The 21,231-nt window shown below is 40.2% G+C and carries 18 protein-coding genes and 1 riboswitch; of the genes, 9 read left to right on the top strand and 9 right to left on the bottom strand.

Annotated elements, in window-relative coordinates:
- Window positions 1–65 precede the first annotated feature (65 nt).
- Complete coding sequence (locus CSQ79_RS19200; RefSeq protein WP_289501322.1) at window positions 66–818, top strand: hypothetical protein; 753 nt, start codon at window positions 66–68, stop codon at window positions 816–818.
- Between the two features lie 51 nt (window positions 819–869).
- Window positions 870–1,946, top strand: a complete 1,077-nt coding sequence (trpD, locus tag CSQ79_RS19205; RefSeq protein WP_099702757.1) for an anthranilate phosphoribosyltransferase — start codon at window positions 870–872, stop codon at window positions 1,944–1,946.
- On the opposite strand, the gene CSQ79_RS19210 is transcribed toward trpD, so the two are convergent.
- Entirely contained in the window at window positions 1,934–2,491 is a 558-nt protein-coding gene (locus CSQ79_RS19210) for a retropepsin-like aspartic protease family protein (RefSeq protein WP_099702758.1), read from the bottom strand. The genes trpD and CSQ79_RS19210 overlap by 13 nt on opposite strands.
- A 91-nt stretch (window positions 2,492–2,582) precedes the next feature.
- The gene (locus CSQ79_RS19215; protein WP_099702759.1) at window positions 2,583–3,461 is read right to left on the bottom strand and encodes a retropepsin-like aspartic protease family protein; all 879 of its coding nucleotides are present in this window, start codon (window positions 3,459–3,461) and stop codon (window positions 2,583–2,585) included.
- Between the two features lie 476 nt (window positions 3,462–3,937).
- Here CSQ79_RS19215 and pedR point away from each other — a divergent pair, with 476 nt between their 5' ends.
- From pedR to CSQ79_RS19235, 4 genes are all read left to right on the top strand, one after another.
- Window positions 3,938–4,213: a photosynthetic electron transport-dependent transcriptional regulator PedR gene (gene pedR / locus CSQ79_RS19220; protein ID WP_099702760.1), complete on the top strand. Its 276-nt coding sequence runs from the start codon at window positions 3,938–3,940 to the stop codon at window positions 4,211–4,213.
- A gap of 187 nt (window positions 4,214–4,400) precedes the next feature.
- Window positions 4,401–5,066 carry a DUF6391 domain-containing protein gene (locus CSQ79_RS19225; protein WP_099702761.1) on the top strand — a complete coding sequence of 222 codons (666 nt, stop codon included), beginning with the start codon at window positions 4,401–4,403 and terminating at the stop codon, window positions 5,064–5,066.
- A 207-nt stretch (window positions 5,067–5,273) separates the two neighbouring features.
- Window positions 5,274–5,654, top strand: a complete 381-nt coding sequence (locus tag CSQ79_RS28980) for a photosystem I reaction center subunit IV (protein ID WP_099702762.1) — start codon at window positions 5,274–5,276, stop codon at window positions 5,652–5,654.
- A 3-nt stretch (window positions 5,655–5,657) separates the two neighbouring features.
- Window positions 5,658–6,509: a DNA-formamidopyrimidine glycosylase gene (locus tag CSQ79_RS19235; protein WP_099702763.1), complete on the top strand. Its 852-nt coding sequence runs from the start codon at window positions 5,658–5,660 to the stop codon at window positions 6,507–6,509.
- A 689-nt stretch (window positions 6,510–7,198) separates the two neighbouring features.
- Here the strand turns inward: CSQ79_RS19235 and mdh are convergent.
- Both mdh and CSQ79_RS19245 read right to left on the bottom strand, forming a co-directional pair.
- Window positions 7,199–8,176 (bottom strand): malate dehydrogenase, encoded by a 978-nt coding sequence (gene mdh, locus CSQ79_RS19240; RefSeq protein ID WP_099702764.1) that lies wholly within the window; start codon window positions 8,174–8,176, stop codon window positions 7,199–7,201.
- 194 nt (window positions 8,177–8,370) lie between these two features.
- The gene (locus tag CSQ79_RS19245) at window positions 8,371–8,586 is read right to left on the bottom strand and encodes an NAD(P)H-quinone oxidoreductase subunit O (protein ID WP_099702765.1); all 216 of its coding nucleotides are present in this window, start codon (window positions 8,584–8,586) and stop codon (window positions 8,371–8,373) included.
- Between the two features lie 744 nt (window positions 8,587–9,330).
- Between CSQ79_RS19245 and CSQ79_RS19250 the strand changes: the two genes are divergently transcribed.
- Window positions 9,331–12,381, top strand: a complete 3,051-nt coding sequence (locus tag CSQ79_RS19250) for a PAS domain-containing protein (protein WP_289501323.1) — start codon at window positions 9,331–9,333, stop codon at window positions 12,379–12,381.
- 387 nt (window positions 12,382–12,768) lie between these two features.
- A riboswitch (Glutamine riboswitch) is annotated at window positions 12,769–12,856 on the top strand.
- A 50-nt stretch (window positions 12,857–12,906) separates the two neighbouring features.
- Window positions 12,907–13,335, top strand: coding sequence for an arginine synthesis PII-interacting regulator PirA (pirA, locus tag CSQ79_RS19255; RefSeq protein WP_099702767.1), 429 nt, complete (start codon window positions 12,907–12,909; stop codon window positions 13,333–13,335).
- Window positions 13,336–13,412: 77 nt separating this feature from the next.
- Here the strand turns inward: pirA and CSQ79_RS19260 are convergent, their stop codons facing one another.
- The 3 genes from CSQ79_RS19260 to CSQ79_RS19270 all read right to left on the bottom strand — a co-directional run bounded on the left by CSQ79_RS19260 (window position 13,413) and on the right by CSQ79_RS19270 (window position 17,014).
- Window positions 13,413–14,060, bottom strand: a complete 648-nt coding sequence (locus CSQ79_RS19260; protein ID WP_099702784.1) for an HAD-IA family hydrolase — start codon at window positions 14,058–14,060, stop codon at window positions 13,413–13,415.
- 93 nt (window positions 14,061–14,153) lie between these two features.
- On the bottom strand, window positions 14,154–15,338 hold the full coding sequence (locus CSQ79_RS19265; RefSeq protein WP_099702768.1) for an NAD(P)/FAD-dependent oxidoreductase: 1,185 nt from the start codon (window positions 15,336–15,338) through the stop codon (window positions 14,154–14,156).
- A gap of 50 nt (window positions 15,339–15,388) precedes the next feature.
- On the bottom strand, window positions 15,389–17,014 hold the full coding sequence (locus tag CSQ79_RS19270) for a DUF655 domain-containing protein (protein ID WP_099702769.1): 1,626 nt from the start codon (window positions 17,012–17,014) through the stop codon (window positions 15,389–15,391).
- A gap of 131 nt (window positions 17,015–17,145) precedes the next feature.
- Between CSQ79_RS19270 and CSQ79_RS19275 the strand changes: the two genes are divergently transcribed.
- The gene (locus CSQ79_RS19275) at window positions 17,146–18,309 is read left to right on the top strand and encodes a cysteine desulfurase family protein (protein ID WP_099702785.1); all 1,164 of its coding nucleotides are present in this window, start codon (window positions 17,146–17,148) and stop codon (window positions 18,307–18,309) included.
- Window positions 18,310–18,325: 16 nt separating this feature from the next.
- Here the strand turns inward: CSQ79_RS19275 and argS are convergent, their stop codons facing one another.
- Window positions 18,326–20,083, bottom strand: coding sequence for an arginine--tRNA ligase (gene argS / locus CSQ79_RS19280; protein ID WP_099702770.1), 1,758 nt, complete (start codon window positions 20,081–20,083; stop codon window positions 18,326–18,328).
- A gap of 59 nt (window positions 20,084–20,142) precedes the next feature.
- Window positions 20,143–21,006, bottom strand: coding sequence for a carboxylating nicotinate-nucleotide diphosphorylase (gene nadC / locus CSQ79_RS19285; RefSeq protein WP_099702771.1), 864 nt, complete (start codon window positions 21,004–21,006; stop codon window positions 20,143–20,145).
- Window positions 21,007–21,231: the final 225 nt, after the last annotated feature.

A 21,231-nucleotide genomic window follows, 5' to 3' on the forward strand; every position in this document is an offset into this window, starting at 1 on the left:
AAAATTGGGCGCAATTTTTGCCAAGATAAGATTGTTTGCCAGCAAATTGATTTGCAACAATGGGCATGACAGTAAAATCAACCGACAGCGCTGATAGTTTTCTAATTCTCATATTACCGGTCGCGCTTGCGATTACTTTCCTCTTCTCGACCTGGCGATTGCTACTGGCAATTGCTGGTTTTATTGTGCTTTTGAATATTTTCCAACGCTATCGATGGCAAAAGTGGAGCAAAACTCTAAATCCTACTTTCCATAAGTTAATTCAAGAAAATCAAGGACGAATTACAACTCTTGATTTAGTAATGCGGGCAAACCTCCCCGCAGCAAAAGCAAAACGCTATCTTGACTACAAAGCAGCAGAATTTGGAGCACGGGTTCTTGAACCAGAAGATGGAAGCAATGCTTATTTCTTTGTCACAGCTAAAACTCTGGGTAGTATTTTTGATGACAGCGAAATACCTGTAACCTTACCAGAACTGAAATCTGAGCAAAAAACTGTAGTTGAAGATTTGCCTGGAGCAACTGAAAACTTAGAGCAAAATCTACAAAACCATTCACAAGCACAAGCTGAACTGACAAGGCTTGGTGAGACAGCTCATAGCTTTGTCACACCAACACATACTCAAGAGCACTTAGTGCCAGACTCACTTTTGCAATCTGAACTTGCCAAGCGGTTAGCTGTTAACTCTAGTACAGTTTACAAGCATCGCTCAAATCCAGATTTCTTTGAATGGAGTCGTAGCCGCGATCCTGAAGGAATTGCTTGGCAATACTCTTCTGAAGATAAGCGGTTTTTTCCTGTAGCTGTTGAATCGTAGCAATTTAGTTGCTTTGTATCTCATCCAGTGCTAGATCGTTTAACTTAATCTATGACCTATCCATCATTAGCAACTGCCACTTCAGAGCCTCCTGCAAACTGGAATAGCGAGTTATTACAACAACTCTTGGATCGCCAGTCGCTATCTCGGGAACAAGCCGCGCAACTGATGCAAGGATGGCTAAATGAAACAATTCCACCTGTTCTATCAGGTGCAATCTTAGCCGCAATTCAAGTGAAAGGCGTATCGGCAGAAGAACTTGCAGGAATGGCTGAGGTTCTACTCGTTCAATCTCAATGCCAAGAGCAAATTATGCACGATCAGCCAGTGATTGATACGTGTGGTACTGGCGGTGATGGTGCTGCTACATTCAATATCTCAACTGCAGTTGCCTTTGTGGCAGCTGCTGCTGGAGTTCGTGTTGCGAAACACGGCAATCGTTCTGCTTCAAGTCGCGTTGGTTCTGCTGATGTTTTGGAAGCACTAGGTGTTGATTTAAACGCGTCAGCACAACAAGTTCAAGCTGCGCTTGAGGAAGTAGGAATTACATTTTTGTTTGCGCGTGGTTGGCATCCTGCCATGAAGGTTGTAGCGCCGCTGCGGCAAACGCTTAAAGTAAGAACTGTGTTTAATCTTTTGGGACCTTTGATTAATCCGTTGCGTCCTACAGGGCAAGTTATTGGAGTATTTGATGCCACAATTTTACAAACTGTTGCTCAGGCATTATGTCAATTGGGTACACAAAAAGCGATCGCACTTCATGGGCGTGAGAAGCTAGATGAAGCAGGCTTAGCTGATCTCACTGATTTAGCTATTCTGTCTCAAGGTCAAGTTCATTTGACAACTATTGATCCTCTAGAATTTGGCTTAACTCCTGCTCCTACAACAGCACTTCGTGGAGGTAATGTGCAAGAAAACGCAGAAATTTTGCAGGCAGTTTTGCAGGGTAGAGGAACAGTAGCTCAACAAGACGTAGTAGCCCTTAATGCTTCGTTAGCCTTACAAGTAGCAGGGCTTGTCCCTGCGGAAGATCTGGCAACCGGAATTACGTTGGCGAAGGACATTCTTCTGAGTGGGGCTGCTTGGACTAAGCTGGAGCAATTAGTCGAGTTTCTTCAACGAACATGAAACTCAACAACATTTTGCCTAATTGTTACATCGTAATGGCTAAAAAAGTTTTGCCCTAATAGTGGCAATGGTGCGATTAGTACTTGGGTATCTCCAAGAATAGCACCACTAACTTCAATTGAAGTAACGCGTCCTACGGGCAATTTGACAGCCTCTCCACTGGCAACTTGAACAATTTGGCTATCCACAGGTATCAACCCTAGTTGATCTGCCATCGCTGGGGTGATTGATGTTTGTGTTGCTCCTGTATCTACAATCATTTCAAATTGCTGTTGACCGTTGAACGTTACGTCAATAACTGGTATCCCACCATAACGACGTTTGATTCTAGCAGTAAATACCTCTGGGTTTTTTGACTGCGATCGCTGACTGTCTGGACAAAGGTTGCTCAGGTTAACAACTGTGCCTGCTGCATTGATCATGTAGCAATTTTCTGCTTCCTGAGCGTTAGCGTAGCTTACTGTCGGTACCGCTTTCGACAAAATGAGGTTGATTCCAGCAACAGTCACAATAATTTTGATCGAAAGTAAAACAATTCGCTGCATTAGTTGTGCCTAAAACTAGCTTTAATTAATCAAGAAGTAAGTATTGTTTATATGATTTAGCTTTCGCTTTTTAGCTTTGCATAATAGTCGGCTAACGCAGGCGAAATTCAATGACATCACGCTTGAATGTAATATCATAATTATTAAAGAAATCGTGTCCTAGTAGACCAGTTTCTAGTTGTGATGATGGTGCGATCGCTACCGGTAAATTGTTAGCAACTACTCCTCCAACTTTTATAGAATCAACATATCCTATAAAAAAATCCACACCTCTATCACTGGCAGTATTTGCTTTTGCAGTTGTTACTGGCACTATTCCCAACTGAGTTGCAGTTTCTTGAGTGATCACCGTACTGCTTGCCCCTGTATCGACGATCATCTCAAACTGTTTTGTGCCATTAAAAGTAACATTTATTACTGGTGTACCGCTTTCTCGGCGTTGAACCGGAACTCGAAAAATGGTTTGAGTTTGTTGTCCTGATGATGTATCTTCAATGACTTGAGGCTCTTGAAGGCTCAGAGGTGAGCTTTCTAATTGAGGTACAGCAGTCAAGCTAATTTTTATCTGCTGCTGAGCATAATTAATGTTTCGTTGATATTCAGCAATCTTTTTTCGGGCGATCGCTCGATAACGACTGTCTACAGGTACTGCCTGCATTAAGGTTAGCGCTTCTTGCCATTTGCTCGCGACCAACTTCCAATCATCTGCTGATTGTGCAGATTGACTGATGCTATATGCTGACGCTGCTTTGTCTAGTGCCAAATCAAATTGACTAGGTTGTAATTCTGGTGTAAACGGCAATGCCTTCTGAACGGTAGATGGATTGACTGTCGCACTGGGCACAGGTGATATGGATATGGGCGTTCTATTTAATGAATTAATATTTGGTTTGCTGCTGCAAGCGATACCAGCGATCGCAAGTGTACTTGAAATAATTAATATTGCTGGAGTTGGATAAAATTTAAGCATAATTACGTACAATACAGCTTAACCAAAGTTACTTAAACTTTACTTATATTACCCATTTCAATTTAAACATAATATGAATTACGCTCTGGGAAATAGCGCTGATGCCGCAATATTTATTTTTGCGATCGCCTAAAAGTACTTTCGTAAGCAAGTTGTATTTAAATAAAAGTAAAAAACTTAATTTGACTTTTCTAAATATGTCGTTTTCAAGTACAAGTTTATACAAAGAGCAAATAGCTATTTTTGGTGTTTCAGATTGACAAATTTTCAAGAGTTATAAGTATTTTTACTTAAAATTCTATCAAATTAGTTTTTGAAGAACAATTTACTTTTTTAGTGCAAAGTACATTACAGCTATCTTCATTGTTTAGACAAAAAAAGACAACTAATCCAAAGGCTAGAGAAGCCACCCTTCAAAGAATCCTTTAGAATTGAAGAAGGAGAGTAAGTAGATATACTAAGGACTAATTGCTAGTATGGCTGGTGGCGAATCTCAAACCCCTGTTTCCTTATCTGAACGAGAATTACAAATTATCGATCTAGTAGCTGCTGGCTTAACAAACCAAGAGATAGCAGAAAAGTTAGATATTAGTAAGCGTACTGTTGACAATCACATTAGTAACATTCTGACTAAAACAGCGACGGAAAACCGTGTTGCCTTAGTAAGGTGGGCTTTGCAGTGGGGAAAAGTCTGCTTAAATGATGTAAACTGCTGTATTCTGCCCAATCACAGTGATGGTACAGTTTCTTAATCAAATTTTGTACAGTGAATATAGTATTTATACGTTTCTCAATGTGGTAGGAAATCTAAATGAGCTAAAAAGCAACGCGCGTTAGATGTGAGCATAACTACACCCTAGTGCTGTTTTAACCAGCACGCAGCTAGAAACAAACTCCGATAGCAATTCTTTACTTAGCAGCTTCTGGAGAAATGCTGCCATGAATATCACTGATACGAAATCTTCTCAGGGTATTTTCAACTTTTGTGATTTCGATAGTCTAATCCAGCCTACACAAAACCAAGATACAGAAATTGTTAGACAGCTAGCTTTTATCCCAGGAATAAAAGATATTTTAATGCTGCGGCAGGTTCATGCCCTAGAACATGCAACTGTATGGGTACTCAGCGAACTACAGAATACAAGTCAAAACTCAACCGAGAGTCAGTTACTAGGAGGTTTATCTACTGAGCAAGGATTTTATCTCTACGGTCATTTAAATCAAGCCGCTCTAAGTAGCGCAGTCGAAACAGCTCGGCAACGACTAGTAGGAGGAGAATGGAGTTTAGCCATACATCCGCGTTGTGGTACGAATCTTTCTGTAGGAATTTTACTAGCAGCAGGGCTAACTGTAGGATTTCATCTGCTTTTACCTCGTGGACCAATTGAGCAACTTTTTGGTTTAGGATTAGCGGCAACTACAACTGCTCATTTAGCACCAAATGTTGGAATATTAGCTCAACGTTACCTCACAACAGCAATTCCTTTTAACTTAGCAGTGGAGAATATCAGGATAACGCGCGATGCTTGGGGTCAGACGGCACATTTTATTGCCGTACGTTGGATTGAGCCATCAGATAACCAAAAATTAACAACTCAACATTAATTAACGAATAGATGGACTTATCACAAATTCATAAAACTTAAAGCCTGAAAAGTACAGTAAGTTGCTGCTGAGTAGTACGCTGAAAAATAGGTGATAGCCTCAGTCAGACAAATAACTTAATACTCGACTTTATTGCTGACAACACGTTGTAGAGTGAAATCTATTAGCCGTATCAGTGGCAATTGATAATTAAAAGGAAAAGTACAAATGGTTGAACGTGGTTCAAAAGTGCGAATCCTCCGCAAAGAGTCCTACTGGTTTCAGGATACAGGAGTTGTTGCTTCTGTTGACAAAAGTGGTATTCGCTACCCAGTGATTGTCCGCTTTGATAAAGTCAACTACGCAGGTGTAAACACCAATAACTTTTCTGAAACAGAGCTGGTAGAGATTGAAAAACCTGTATCCAAAGCGAAAAAAGCAACTCCATCCGCTTCCGGTGGTAAACAAACTACCATCGATGAGCGCACTCGGACAACTGGTCAGGGAACTCCGCTAAAACCTGAAGGCAAAACGACAGCTGCACCAGAGTCTGGAGAAGGCAGTTCTACTGTAGTGGGTGATGCTAACCAAGGAACCGAGTCTCGTTAAATTGTGCCGGAACTACCTGAAGTAGAAACTGTACGACAGGGTCTAAATCAAGTGACCTTGAACAAAGAGATTATGGGTGGGGATGTGTTATTAGAGCGCACGATCGCCCACCCTGTTTCTATAGCAGATTTTCTTAAAGGTATTCAAGGAAGTGCGATCGCTCATTGGCATCGTTATGGCAAGTACTTATTAGCTGAACTAACTCAAAGTTCTACAGAAGCTGCAGCTGGCTGGTTGGGCATACATTTGCGCATGACTGGTCAGTTGTTGTGGTTAAACCAAGACGAAGATTTACAAAAGCACACTCGCGCTAGACTTTTTTTTGCTCATGGTCTAGAGTTGCGCTTTGTTGACCAACGAACTTTTGGTCAAATGTGGTGGGTACAACCAGGCATTCCAGCTGAAAGCGTTATGACAGGTCTAGCCAGACTAGGATTAGATCCGTTTGCTCCCCAATTCTCTGTCGAGTACTTAGCACAAAAATTTAAAAAATGCCACCGCGCAATCAAAACTGCTCTTCTAGACCAAGCACTTGTTGCTGGATTAGGTAACATTTACGCTGATGAAGCATTATTTCTCAGTAAACTGCGACCAACAACTCTTTGTACTGAGTTGAGTTTATCTCAGATAGAAATGTTGCGCCATGCCATCATCCAAGTATTAAAAACAAGTCTCGCAGCAGGTGGGACAACCTTTAGTACCTTTTTGAATGTACAAGGTGTTAATGGTAAATACAGCGGTATTGCTTGGGTTTATAACCGTACCGGACAACCCTGTCGCATCTGCCAAACACCAATTCAACGGATTAGATTAACAGGACGTTCTTCTCACTTTTGTCCTAACTGCCAGCAATAAATCGTTCTTCAGTTCTAAGAGAAATGCTAGGACGTGTAGTAAGTCAGATTTTGCTATTAAAGTATAAAAAATAGTTAATATTTAATGTATTTTAATTAGAGCTACTAAGTAGCTAATTTACTGACATAATTCTGCTAGTTTCTAATCTCAAACATAATCCAAATTGGCCAAAAAGTCACTATTAAAGGACATTGCCAGCGTGGAGGTGAAAAGCGCCGATTACAGCTTTTTAATATAGCTAGCCAGCAAACAAATCCTGAAAAGAGATAGGCAGTAACCAGATAGAGCAAGAAAATAGTATTCATAAGTACTTTTAAATAAGATAAGTACCAACAATTAGAGCATGCCTGATTTTGAGTAAAGAAACTAAGGTTGAATCAAACAGTAGTAATGAAAATTTAGTAAAGATTTTGCTACGTATTGTTAGATTACTACTGAGACTTGTAATTTCTCAATCAGGAAAAGTAGGGAAACTCGGTGAGGAGTTTTTCAGTAATACTTAAAAAGTAAGACCTTTATCCTTTAATTTTTGTAGGAGTAACTCTAAGGTTTTACGGCAAAATACTAATACCAATAAAATACTGCTTATTTCAGTATATTGATAGAAAAAAACCAACTCTACCGTAGACATACGTAAATTTTCAGTGAAATTCAGTATGTCTTTTTGAGAAGCAAAATACTTTTTGTACTTAGTTTATTTTTACAAGCGATTTTGCTTGCTCAACATTTTGTCGGACTTCTTGCGCTGCTAAGTGTAATGCAGCAATTTCTGTATCTGTTAGTTGTAGTTCTAATATCTTCTCGACACCACTAGCCCCAAGCAACGTAGGCACGCCAATGAAGATGTCATGTAAGCCATATTCACCTTGCAGATAAGTTGCTACAGGCACTAAACGAAACTGATTAAGTAGAATAGCTTCAACCATTAAAAATGTAGACGCCGCAGGCGCAAAATAAGCACTACCTGTCTGCATCAACTCGACAATTTCTGCGCCTCCCTTCCGCGTTCTTTCTACTAGGCGCTCGATTGTTGTAGCATTGATCAATTCTGTAATTGGAACACCATTAACTGTAGAATAGCGCGGCAAAGGTACCATCAAATCGCCATGGCTACCTAACACTATTGCTCGTACGTCTGCAATACTGACACCTAACTCCATCGCAACAAAAGCCTGGAAGCGCGCTGAGTCTAAAACTCCAGCCATACCTATTACTCGTTGGGCAGGAAGTTGAGTGGCTTGCCAAGCAAGATACGTCATCACATCTAAGGGATTAGTTACCACAATTAAGATTGCATTAGGGGAATGAGCGATCGCATTTGTTGCTGTCTCAACTACGATTTTGGCATTAGTTTTAAGCAACGCATCTCGGCTCATCCCTGGTTTACGTGGTTGCCCTGCTGTAATGACTACAATGTCTGAACCAGCACTATCAGCGTAATTTGTTGTGCCAATAAACTGACGACTATGCTGCGATATTCCTTTTGCTTCCATCAAATCGAGCGCTAAACCTTGAGGTAAACCCTCTACTTCATCTAATAACACTACATCAGCAAGATTTTTCTCACCAATTTGTTGAGCTAAAGTGCTACCAACTTTACCGACGCCCACAATCGTAACGCGGGGAGAAGCATTTACTAACTGAGAGGAAGTAGAGGCAATAGGCATAGATGATAAATGCGTTTACCCAAGATAAAACACCACTTACGTGTTATGTAGACTAATCTACAGTGTAACTGACCTGCTATTAGCCAGTTAGTCTCATAAGACACTGTCACTGAGTGCTAATGACCATTATTGTAGAAGACAATTTCCCATTGCTTGCTACTAAGACACAAAATGAATCAATAACAATCGACAATTTACTTAAATGACTCTAGCTGATCTACCCGCAACCATATGTTTGGAGTAGGCACTTGCCCAAATACAACAAGTGCATAATCTCCTTTAATCTCCAAAACTTCCCCTTTAGTTTCAAAAATGTATGACGGAAAACGTGCGTCGCTAGCTTGAGCTTCTAGAGTACTTTCTAACTTTTCTCGAACCGCACGGACTAAATCTCCCTTTTTAACAGCCATAGTTCTACTGTGTCACCTAAGCGTAATTCTTTCTATATTCTGCACTTTATTGGCTAATTTATAAACCATATTAATTCCGAGTACCTTTGCCAGGTATCAATTAACTTCTTAATCCCATGCACTCTACTGCTATTATTCTTGACAGTTAATATCTATTTTTTGCCAATTTTGCTATGTATTTTTAACTAAAACATTGTAAAAGAAGCTGAGAATTTACCAATTTTTTACTTACCATCTCAGTGATTTAGCAGTATTAATAAACTCAGTGAGGTTAAAAAATCTAAGCTTGCCATATTTAATATCAGTAATAACCCAGAATAAAAAGATGACAAAATAGGGCACAAATAAATTGAATAGCAAGAGTTTGTTTTTTGGGAAATCAAGTATTGCGTTGAGAGTGCAGCAACATATTAACGTATATAAAAATGCCTAGTCATGATAGCTATATATAATCTGTATTTGATTATTTCAATAGTTACTGTCATAACAGTTGCTTCTACTGTGTTAGAAGAACCTTTAGAATTCTGGAAAAAGCTTTATTTGCGTAGACAAGTACTTATTGGGAGTGCGAGCGCTTTAGAAATCAGTGTGTGCTTAATTTATTTGATAAGCTTGATTACATACAATCAATCACAACAAATGCAGATTACTAGTTTGATTGTTTTCGTTCCAATTCTCTATTTTTTGACAATTAGTTCTCTTATAGGAAAGCTTTTTACAGGAATAAGCTGCTTTGGAATAGTCATGTTATCACTACCAGTACTACAAATTGATTATGACTCGTTGTTGATAGCAACTTTGATTGGAAGCATGAGTTTTGGTTGCTTATTGAAATTATGGTCTGGATATCATTTCATCTCAAAAAGGGTATCTAACTGGTGGATTGTTGGTGTTGCAACTGCGATCGCAATTAGTATTGGAATTTACTATTATATGGAGACATCTGTATTTTCTACACATACTGGGCAACAGTTAGCATTTATAGTGAACAATTTCAGCCACTTTTTACCACCAGAAGCCGCTAATATTACAACTATAGTTATTCTATTTTTAGTATTTCAGGAAGTTTTTACTGCACAACGCTTGCATACAGAAGTAGCGCTAGCAGAAAGTCAACGTCGATTAACAACTTTGGTTGACTCACTACCAGGAATTGCATTTGCTTGTAGTAATGATCCTGGTTGGACAATGACCTACGTAAGCGAAGGTTGCTTAGAATTAACAGGTTATCGAAGTGATGAGCTGACAGGAACTACAGGATTGTATAACGCTATCACCCACCCAGAAGATTTACCTAGAGTTCTACAAAGCATTACGAAAGCAGTAGAAGTAAAACGACAGTATGTTATTGAGTACCGTATTTTCACAAAGTCGGGCGAGCTAAAGTGGTTATGGGAAAAGGGTAATGGAGTTTTTAATAGTAATGGAGAGATTCTTGGATTAGAGGGATTTATTACCGATATTTCTGAACTTAAGCGTTCGGAAGTTGCTCTTAAGGAAAGCGAGCAGAGATACCGAGAGTTATTTGAAAGTCACCCTTGTCCAATGTGGGTGTACGATCTTGAAACTCTTTCTTTTCTTGCTGTAAATAATGCTGCCATTCAGCATTATGGCTACAAACGCAATGAATTTTTATCGATGACGATTAAAGATCTTCGTCCACCTGAAGATATAGCCCGTTTGATGCAGCAACTCAAATATTTGACGCCTGATATGAGTTCTCATGGTGTTTGGAGACATTGTAAAAAAGATGGAACTATCATTAACGTAGAAATTTCCTCCCACTCCCTAACTTTTATAGGAAAGCAGGCTGTCGTTGTTTCTGCTTACGATGTAACAAAACGAATACAAACTGAAGGAGCACTACGGCAAGCAGAAGAAAAGTATCGTAGTATTTTTGAAAACGCAAGTGAAGGAATTTTTCAAACTACACCTACAGGGCAGTATCTCAGCGCAAATCCAGCATTAGCAAGAATTTATGGTTATGAGTCACCTGCAGAACTTGTTGCAAATGTAACTGATATTGAATGTCAACTTTATGTCGATCGCAATCGTCGTGCCGAGTTTATTGATTTGATGCAACAACACAGTGCTGTATCTGACTTTGAATCGCAAGTTTACTGTAAAGATGGTGGTACTATCTGGATCTCAGAAAATGCGCGAACTGTGCGCAACGTGCATGGCGAATTATTATGTTATGAAGGTACTGTAGAAAACATCACTGAGCGCAAACGAACTGAAGCAGCGCAAGCCCGCTTCACTGCAATTTTAGAAGCAACAACAGACTTTGTTGGAATTGCGGATAGTCAAGGAAAGCCGTTGTATCTTAATCAAGCTGGTCGAAATATGCTAGGGCTGGATACCCAGCAAGACATTTCACAGCTTAGTGTTTTTCACTGTCACCCTAACTGGGTGAATAAAGTTTTTCTTAATGAAGTGGTACCTACTCTTCTTTCACATGGAGTTTGGAACGGAGAAATGGCACTACTCAACCGCGACAAAGAAGAAATTCCTGTTTCACAAGTCGTTGTTGCCAAAAGCTCAACTTCTGGAGAGCTTGATTTTGTTGCTACTATTGCTCGCGATATCACTGAACGCAAGCGTTTAGAAGCGCAACTTTCATACTTAGCTAACCACGATTCTTTAACTGGCTTGTTCAATCGCCGCTACTTTCAAGCTCAACTTGAGTATTATTTAGAGTTAGCACAGCGCGATCGCCATTGTGGAGCTTTAATCTTAATAGACATCGATGACTTTAAGGATATTAATGATTCTTTTGGGCACAAAGCAGGAGATGATCTGCTTAGAAATCTTGCCACTTTACTACAAGAGCAAGTAGAAAATAAGGATATTTTGGCACGCTTGGGTGGAGATGAATTTGCCATACTTATCCCACAAACTTCTATGAGTCAAGTTCATTTAATTCTGCAAAAGATTTTAAATGCACTTGAAAATCATGTAGTTATTGCAAATGGTCAACCAGTAAGAGTAACAGCAAGCTTGGGTGCTACTCTGTTTCCAGAGCATGGAGTTGTTGCAGATGAACTCCTTGCTCATGCAGATCTTGCCATGTATAAATCAAAAGAACTTGGCAGCAATTGTTTTAGCTTTTACACTCCTGATCCTCATTGGCAAGCTCAAATTCAGTCGCGAAATTTCTGGAAAAATCAAATCCGTGAAGCGCTTGAGCAAGACTTGTTTGTTCTTTACTGTCAACCCATTTTAGATTTGCAAAGTAACAGTACTTCCTGCTATGAAGTTTTAATTCGGATGCTAGGTAAAGATGGAGAGGTTATTTCTCCTAATACATTCCTACCAATTGCTGAGAACTGTGGATTAATTTTTCATATTGATCGTTGGGTTGTTCGCCAAGCAATTCATTTAATTGCTGATCATGCAAAAGTAGGTAATGATTTGAGATTAGAAGTTAACATTTCCGGCAAATCATTATCTGATAGCGAACTTTTGCCGATGATTCAACAAGAGCTTACCACAACAGGTGTAAATCCTGCATCTTTAATATTAGAGATTACCGAAACGGCTGCGATCGCTGATTTTTCTCAAGCCCGTAAATTTATTAATACGCTCAAGCAAATGGGTTGCCAATTTGCTATTGATGATTTTGGTATAGGTTACTCTTCGTTTTCGCAACTCAAACACTTACCAGTAGACTACCTCAAGATAGATGGTAGTTTTATTAAAAATCTCGCGAAAGATATTTTAGATCGTCACTTGGTTAAAGCAATTGTAGAAGTCGCCCGCGGGCTATCTATTTCTACAATTCTGAGTTTGTAGCTAATTCAGAAACTATACAGCTACTACATCAATTAGGTATTGATTATGCTCAAGGCTATTATATTGGTAAACCAATACCAGTAACTGAATTATTTCATTGGAACAATACATATAATTGTTCTTCTCAAGTTTCTCAGTGGAATTTAAGTAGTACAAAGATACCTAAACATCTATATACATCTACTTTTCTACTGCAGTCTAAAGATTAATGCAGCGTTGTGACTAATAAATTTATTGATGCAGTGCTCTTACTGAATAGATTTTAAAGTTTTAAATTTAGACAAAAGTCTTGATAAGTCATTTATCAGAACATATTTGCTGTTATATTAAGTTTTGTTAAGTTTGACGTTTTTGCTAATAAACAGTAAAATAGGATACAGAAAACAAAACGTTCATCTCTATTTTTTACAAAATCTGCCTTAAGTTAGATGTTTTGTAGAGACGGAAGTAGGGATCACTCCCGAAGGAACGCGCCTTACATATTCAAAACCTAAACTCAAGTAATTTATAGAAAAGGCTAGGGAGATGAAATTCAAGTATAGAGGCATTAACTATGAATCATGTACACCTGCTACTGAGATGATAGAAGGTGAAGCGGGCGGACAATATCGAGGTGTAAGTTGGAAACATCATTATCCAAGACATATTCCTACACCTCAACCTGTAGTTGGACTAAAGTATCGTGGAGTTAGCTACTCCTCTGGACATCCAATAGATGTGGAAGCAAGTGTCTTACGCCGACAGTACGAAGATAAAACAGTAGCTAAGTCAACACCACAGCAAGAATCAATAACGAGCAATCGCCAAAAAGCTTTAATGCAGTTAAATCACACTCATATTGCTAATATTCGTCAAAATTTGGAATATCGGCTGCAAGTAGCACGAGCCAAAGGCGACCAAAAACTGGTTCAAATGTTAGAAATAGAAGCAAGTCAGCTTATTGCACGCAACTAGATTATTAAACAATCAGTTTTCTTCCTCGAAGCCTAGCTAGATTGATGTTAGCTAGGCTTGAGTTCAATTGAGTATAACTACGTGCTACGGTCAATGATAAATGCTTTAATTCCAGCTGCTGTTGCTCCGTGATAGTCCTCATTCCAACTATCACCAATGTGCCAGGCTAACTCAGGACTGCAGTTATGTTTCGCGAGTGCTGTCATAAAAATTTCCTGATTGGGCTTCGCTGCGCCTGCTTCAGTAGAAATAGTGATAGAAGTAAAGAACTTTTCTAGATCAAGTTCTGCTAGAACTAAGTAGAGTCGAGAATCAAAATTTGATATTATTCCTAGCTCAACTTCCATCTGTTGCCAACGTTCCAAGGCAGGAGCAACGTCAGGATACACATACCAAGGATCAGCAGTTGCAAAATACCGATACAATTCTGTGAAGAAAGCAGAGAAATCAGTAAATTGATTAAGAACGCCCACCTGCTGAAAAGTTTGCTGTACAACTGTTTTCCACCAATGAAACTCACACGCTGCGATCTCATCTGGTTCCATTTCTGGAAAGACTGGTGGTGGAGCTGCTTGAAAACTTTGTAGAAACGCTTGATTTAATGTTTTAGCTGAGATGTAGATTCCAAATTTTTGTGCTACCTCACTATAGGCTTGACCAACGCTACCTTTAACTCCGAAAAGCGTACCAACTGCATCAAGAAAAATGATCTTTGGTTTTTGCATCATCTGTTATTAGCTGCTAGCCTACGGCGATCGCGGAATCTAAGTAGAAATTGTTTGCCTTTAATCATACCCTGGTAATCGTTACTGTTAAAACTATTCAGCTAGTTCAGTAAACGGGCTAGTGATCCAATTAATCCCGACTTTGAGTTTGTGACCTAGTGTAGGCATACGATAAAGATACGCCAAGCGACGTGCTACATAAGCTAACGGACCATCAAGCTTAATTCCTAAACCTGTAAAAGTAGCGTTGTCTGTTCCCAACGTCATCATTTCACCTAAATGTTGATAACGGAAGGGAAGTAAAGGACGTTCTGTTAATGAAGCCCAGACGTTCCAGCCTACATAATCTGCTTGTTGAAATGCAGCTTGAGCAGTTGAGGGTACTTGTTGCCCTTCTGCGTCACGACAGTCAGCTAAATCCCCTAGAGCAAAAATTTCGGGATGGTCTACAACTTGTAAAGTGGATGTTGTTGTTAATTTACCGTGCTGTTGCTTGAGAGCAAGCGATCGCACAACAGGTGAAACCCGCGTTCCTACTGTCCAAATGACGATATCTACAGGAATTGTATCAACTTGATTTTTGTATTCGAGTGCGATCGCCTGTGGTTCAATTTCTTGGACTTTCGTTTCCAAATCAATCCAAATTCCCCGCGCATCCAAAGCATTACTAGCAGCAATGCGATTGTATTCTGGTGATGTCCGCAAGACCTGATCCGTCATTTCGATCAAACGAATGCGGGCGCGATTTTGCAAGCGATCTGCCAATTTACACGCCAACTCGACGCCACAGTAACCTCCTCCTACGATTGCTACGCGGATTTTGTCAACAGGGGACTCTTCAAGCAGTCGCAGTCGCGCTTCTAGGTGATACGCATCATCAATTGTCCGGAAAGGAAAAGCATATGATGTTGCTCCAGGAACCATATCGAGTGGAGTTTCGCCACCTAATGCAAGAACTAAGCGATCGTAGGGAATTTCTGAACCTTCTTGTAAATGAACTCGCTGTTCGTCAATATTAATACCTGTAACAGTTCCTTGATAAAAACGTATACCTGTGCCAGCGAATATTTCTGAGAATGGTGGTGCTATTTCCCAAGTTTGTAGTTCACCTGTCAGAAGTTCGTAAAGTAATGGTGAGAATAAAAAGCGATCGCTTTGATCGACAAGCACAATTTCTGGTTTTTGTGACTTCCACGGTAATTGTGACAATCTTAAGGCAGTATAAAGACCACCAAAACCACCACCGAGAATACAAATGCGTGCAGGTTGCTGGGTCATAATTCTAGTCAAGCATAAGCAGCAGAGCTTCTTTCAGGATAACAAGCTAATTACCAAGTCACGCGATCGCCGAACCTAGTTACTAAATTTGTTCCGATTCCTGATATACGTTCTAAATCTGCTAGAGATGTAAAAGGTTGTTCCTGACGTGCAGTGATAATTCTTTGTGCTAGTTTCTCACCAATACCAGGTAATGCAGTTAGTTCTTCTAAGCTAGCTGTGTTGAGATTAACTTTATCGCCTGTGTTCGTGTTGGCTACATCAGCAGATTGAAATTGCGCACACTGTTGCTGTTGTTCCCTAATTTTCTTTTGAACACTAACTGGTACGCCTAGTTGTGCAGTTGCATAGAGTCGCTCAAATTCCTCTACATAATGCGCTGCAACAGTTGAGTTTTGTAAGATTAATAATGTTTCGTCGTTTTTTGCATTTGCTGCAGCTGACCAGTTATGCGAACCTGTAATGACGATTCGTTTGTCTACAACAGCAAACTTGTGATGTAGAGAATCGCCTTGCGCTAATTGTGGTGTTCCAACAGTAGCGATCGTATTTTGCCAAGGACGATTATTTTTTTCATACTTACAGTTATCACTCAGCGCCACTCCCATCATGTCTAACGCTTCACTATAAGTGCGAAATGCAAAACTTGGGTCAATTAATGCTCGAATTTGGACATTTTGCTGATGCGAAGTCTCTAGAATATTTGCTAACCTTTGTTCTGAAAAGACAAACAAAGCTAAATCTACTGAACGAGTGGCTGTATTGAGAAATTGTCCGATTAAACCATTCGTGCTGTTTTGCCAAGAAACAGTAGGCGAAGTTGGAGAAAACTGTACTGAAATATGATTATTGCCAACTTGAACATATTGCGGTGATCGCAATGGCTTTTTTAAACCAAACTGGCTGTCAAGTTGACCACCAGGACCATCACCCCACATTAAATTAACTTCTTCAGTAAATAGCTTGGCTAACTCTGGGCTATCAATTTTTAAAAGATTATTGGCATTACCTATACTGCCAGGAGAACTAAAATCACCATGAATATCACTTGTGGTGAAGTTAGCAGATGTCACAATTACGGTTTGTTTGTCAACAACGACAAATTTGTGATGCATCAATCCACTACCTGCTGAACCATCCGCAGTATCATCAATCCAAGGAATTTTTGCTTGATTAAGGATGACTAAAGCATCACCTTGATTAATTTCCTCAGTAGTCATTTTGCCATCTTTGTTGCGATCTACTAAAGCCCGAAATTCTTGATAGCGACTGCGTTCGCGCTGTGTGAGTTTCTCAACTTCTGCAGCAGTAAAGCTACTCCACGGGCGACTATAGTTATTTTCTAAAATAACTCTAACTTGTACTCCAGCTTGATGACGTTCTACTAAGGCTTGAGCAATTTTCGGTAAACGTAACTCTTGAATTGCCACATCCACTGTAGCTTGGGCAGAAGCGATCGCCTCAATAATTTTTTGCTCTAAATTGTCACCCTGACGTTTTTGCTGGCGATAAGGTTCTTGATACTCTGCTGCTTCTGTGTGATTAAAGTACACTTCAACAAAAGGATCTTGTGGTAGAGGTTGCGGTTTTTGTTGTAATTGTACCGATTGACACGCAGTTAAACTTAAGGACAGTAAAACTAACAGGCGGCTGGCAGTGACAGATAATAGACGCACGGAATAATTTGTGAATTGCTACTAAATCGAGTTTTCCCAGTCGTAATGTGCGATCGCACAGTCATTCAAGCGATATCCTGAAAGAAGTAACCTTAGCTAGCTGGTTACTGAATGATTTAGAGCTTGACACCATGCAAATTTATTTAGACTACAGTGCGACAACACCGCCACGCCCTGAAGCGATCGCTGCAATGCAAGCAGTTTTAACACAATACTGGGGTAATCCCTCTAGCTTACATGAATGGGGTGGACGTGCAGCCACAGTAGTGGAACAAGCGCGAATGCAGGTTGCTAGCTTAATTCATGCATCCGCCGAATCAATTGTTTTTACGTCTGGCGGTACTGAAGCAGATAACTTAGCAATTATGGGAGTTGCGCGTCAGTACTCACAACCACAACATATTATTATTTCTCAAGTAGAACATCCTGCGATCGCTGAGCCAGTCAAACTACTAGAACAATGGGGTTGGCAAGTCACTCGCTTACCAGTAGACGCGCAAGGACGAGTAAGTCCATTAGAATTAAAAGCCGCATTACGCAGCAATACAGTCTTAGTTTCAATTATTTATGGACAAAGCGAAGTAGGAACATTACAGCCAATTGGTTCTTTAAGTACAATTACGCATATACATGGTGCTTTATTTCATACTGATGCGGTGCAAGTTGCTGGAAGATTACCAATTAATGTACAACATCTCCCAATTGACTTACTTTCGGTTTCTAGTCACAAAATTTATGGTCCTCAAGGTGCTGGTGCACTCTATATACGTCCTGGAATTGAGCTAGTCCCTCTGCTTGGTGGTGGTGGACAAGAATCACGCCGACGTTCTGGCACAGAGGCTGTACCAATGATTGCAGGATTTGGTGTAGCGGCTGAATTGGCTGCACAAGAAATGAATATAGAGACACCACGCTTGATTCAACTGCGCGATCGCCTTTTTAATTTACTCAGCGACACACCTTATTTAATTCCTACAGGCGATCCTACATCTCGCCTCCCACATCATGTGAGTTTTTGCCTCACACACACCGATAAAAACATTACTGGTAAAACCATTGTCCGCCAACTGAACTTAGCTGGAATTGCTATTAGTTCTGGTTCAGCTTGTCATAGCGGTAAGCTCTCTCCAAGTCCAATATTGTCTGCAATGGGCTATACTCACCAGCAAGCATTAGGTGCACTCCGCCTCACTCTAGGAAGAGATGTCACAACAGCAGATGTTGATTGGACAGTAATGGTACTCAAGCAGATTTTACACCGATTAATGCCTGAGTTAACTTGTGCGAGTTGCTGATAGCGATTTTAACAATCTACATTCTTTCAACAACAGATATACCCAGTAAAGATAATCCGAGTTGCAGTGTTCTCGCAGTTAAGTGGCATAAGAGCAACCGAGATGTTCGTGTCGGTTCTTCTGCTTGTAAAACTGGACACTGATCGTAAAACTGATTGAACTTCTGACTGAGTTCAAATAAGTACTGACACAAGCGATTTGGCATCAAATCTTGCTCAACCCCACTGAGGATTTCACTTAGTTGCAATAGGTGTTTTGCTAGCGTAAATTCTGTTGGTTCATGTAAGAAAATTTGTGCTTCTGAACCTAGTTGTTCAAAGTCTATTTGTCCCTTACGACTAATGCCTTGAATTCGTACATACGCATACAGCATATAAGGTGCCGTATTGCCTTGCAGAGCAAGCATTTTGTCGTAACTAAAAATATAATTGCTTGTCCGATTTTGACTTAAGTCAGCATATTTAACGGCACTGATACCAACGGCTTGGGAGACTTTAGCTTTGAATTCTTCTGTCTCACTTCGGTTTTCTGCTTTTAACCGAGATTCTAAATCAGCACGCGATCGCGCGATCGCTTCATCCAGTAAATCTCTTAGTCGAATAGTCTCTCCAGAGCGCGTTTTTAGTTTCTTTCCATCTTCTCCCAAAACTAACCCAAAGGGAACGTGAACAATTTCTACGTTGTTCGGAATCCAACCCGCCCGTCTTGCTACTTGAAACACCTGTGCAAAGTGATTTGCTTGTCCCGCATCTGTGACATAAATTAACCGTTCTGCCTGATCTTGTTTAATTCGGTAACGGAGTGCAGCCAAGTCAGTTGTCGCATAGTTGTAACCACCGTCTGATTTCTGCACAATCAACGGAAGTGGATCTCCCTCTTTATTAGCAAAGCCTTCTAGAAAAACGCATTTTGCTCCTGCGTCCTCTACAAGTAAGCCCTGGCGGTCTAAATCTTCTACAACTGCTGCTAATAATGGATTGTAAAAAGATTCTCCCCGCTCTGTTAAATGAATATTAAGTAAGTCATAAATAACTTGAAACTCACGCCGTGACTGTTCGCACAGTAATCGCCAAGCTTTTTGAGTATCTTCTACTCCTGCTTGCAGTTTTACAACTTCCTGTCGTGCTGTCTCTCTAAATGTCTCGTCTTCATCAAACCGTTGCTTGGCTTTGCGATAAAAAGCAACTAAATCTCCAAGTTGCAAAGCATTAGCTGTAGTCAATGCATCAGGGTAAGCTTCGCGCAAGTAAGCAATCAACATTCCGAATTGCGTACCCCAATCTCCAACGTGATTTAGCCGCAGAACATCATGACCGCGAAATTCTAAAATTCGTGCAATACAATCCCCAATAATTGTAGAACGCAGGTGTCCTACATGCATTTCCTTCGCAATATTCGGGCTAGAGAAATCAACAACAACTTGCTTAGGAGTTTTTGCTAATGCAATACCTAATCTTGGATCTGTCTGGCTAGAACGCAGTTGTGTTTCTAAATATTCAGTCTTTAACAATAAATTGATAAACCCAGGACCCGCGATACTTGGTGGTTCACAAATGTCAGCTACTTCTAGCTTGTCTGTAATTTGTTCAGCGATCGCTCGTGCTGGCTGTTTTAATGGCTTACTCAAAGACAAAGCTACATTAGATTGATAGTCACCAAATTTGGGATTACTCGCAGGTACAAGTATAGGATCTACCTCAGCATAATTATTGCCAAAAGCAGCAACTAAAGCTTGTGTCAATCGATGTTGTAGTTGATCTAGCGTCGCACTCATAAAGTCAAGGGGTGAGAAGAAGAGACATCACAGCACTCAAGAAGTTCTATACTACAACCCTAGCTTTTAATTTTCATACTTAAATCAAGCCATGAAGATTGAGTCACCGGAGCACTTGTCGAAACATAATCAACTCCTGTAGCTCCTACTTGATAAATTGTCTCTAGTGTAATATTGCCCGAAGCCTCAATTTTAATACGAGGATCGTATTGACGAATTAGTTTAACCGCCTGTCGCATCACTTCTACAGGCATATTGTCAAGCATGATAATGTCTGCCTGATGCTGCACAGCCTCTTGTACTTGTTCAATCGTTTCTGTCTCGACTTCTATGGTTAGAGGATAAGGAATTTGAGTGCGAACGCGAGCGATCGCGTTTCTTATTCCTCCAGCAGCAGCAATGTGATTGTCTTTGATCATGACTGCATCATCTAGACCCATACGATGATTTCTTGCACCACCTATCTGAGTTGCATATTTCTCAAGCAACCTCAATCCTGGTGTTGTTTTGCGCGTATCGACTAACTGCGTAGGAAGTTCTGCTAGCTTCTCTACATACTTTCGTGTCAAAGTCGCAATCCCACTTAAATGCATCGCCAAATTCAACGCTACTCGCTCTCCTGTGAGCATCGCATCTAGTGGACCTTCTATTTGTGCTATCACTTGCCCTGGTTGACACAATTGTCCTTCATCGATAGTAGTTATAAAATTAGTTTTCTCATTGAGAAGTTGAAACACTCTTGATGCAACTGGCAACCCCGCAATGACTCCAGGAGCTTTTACTATCCACTGCGCTGCTACCCAGGAATTCTCATCTGACAATAAGCCTTGAGTTGTGCGATCGCCTCGTCCAATGTCCTCCATTAACCAATCACTAAGCATTGGATCGAGAATTAAAAGAGGTGGTAACGCAAAATTTTTCATAATTGATAGCTCCTTTTCTGCTTTTTCTTTCGAAATATAGCCTACAACTATTATCTGGTAAGCTTTTCAAGATTTTCCATTTTTTCCTCCAAAAAAGGTTGACAATATCGATTGAGGTTAGATATATTAGTAAAGCGCCAGAAGGAAAGGCGAGCGCAAAGCGCCTCCGGAAGGGCAACTGAACCAAGAAAAGAATAATAGTTTGAAAGCCAAATAAAGCACATC

Origin of the sequence: Gloeocapsopsis sp. IPPAS B-1203, from assembly GCF_002749975.1 — a bacterium.
Taxonomy (GTDB): domain Bacteria; phylum Cyanobacteriota; class Cyanobacteriia; order Cyanobacteriales; family Chroococcidiopsidaceae; genus Gloeocapsopsis.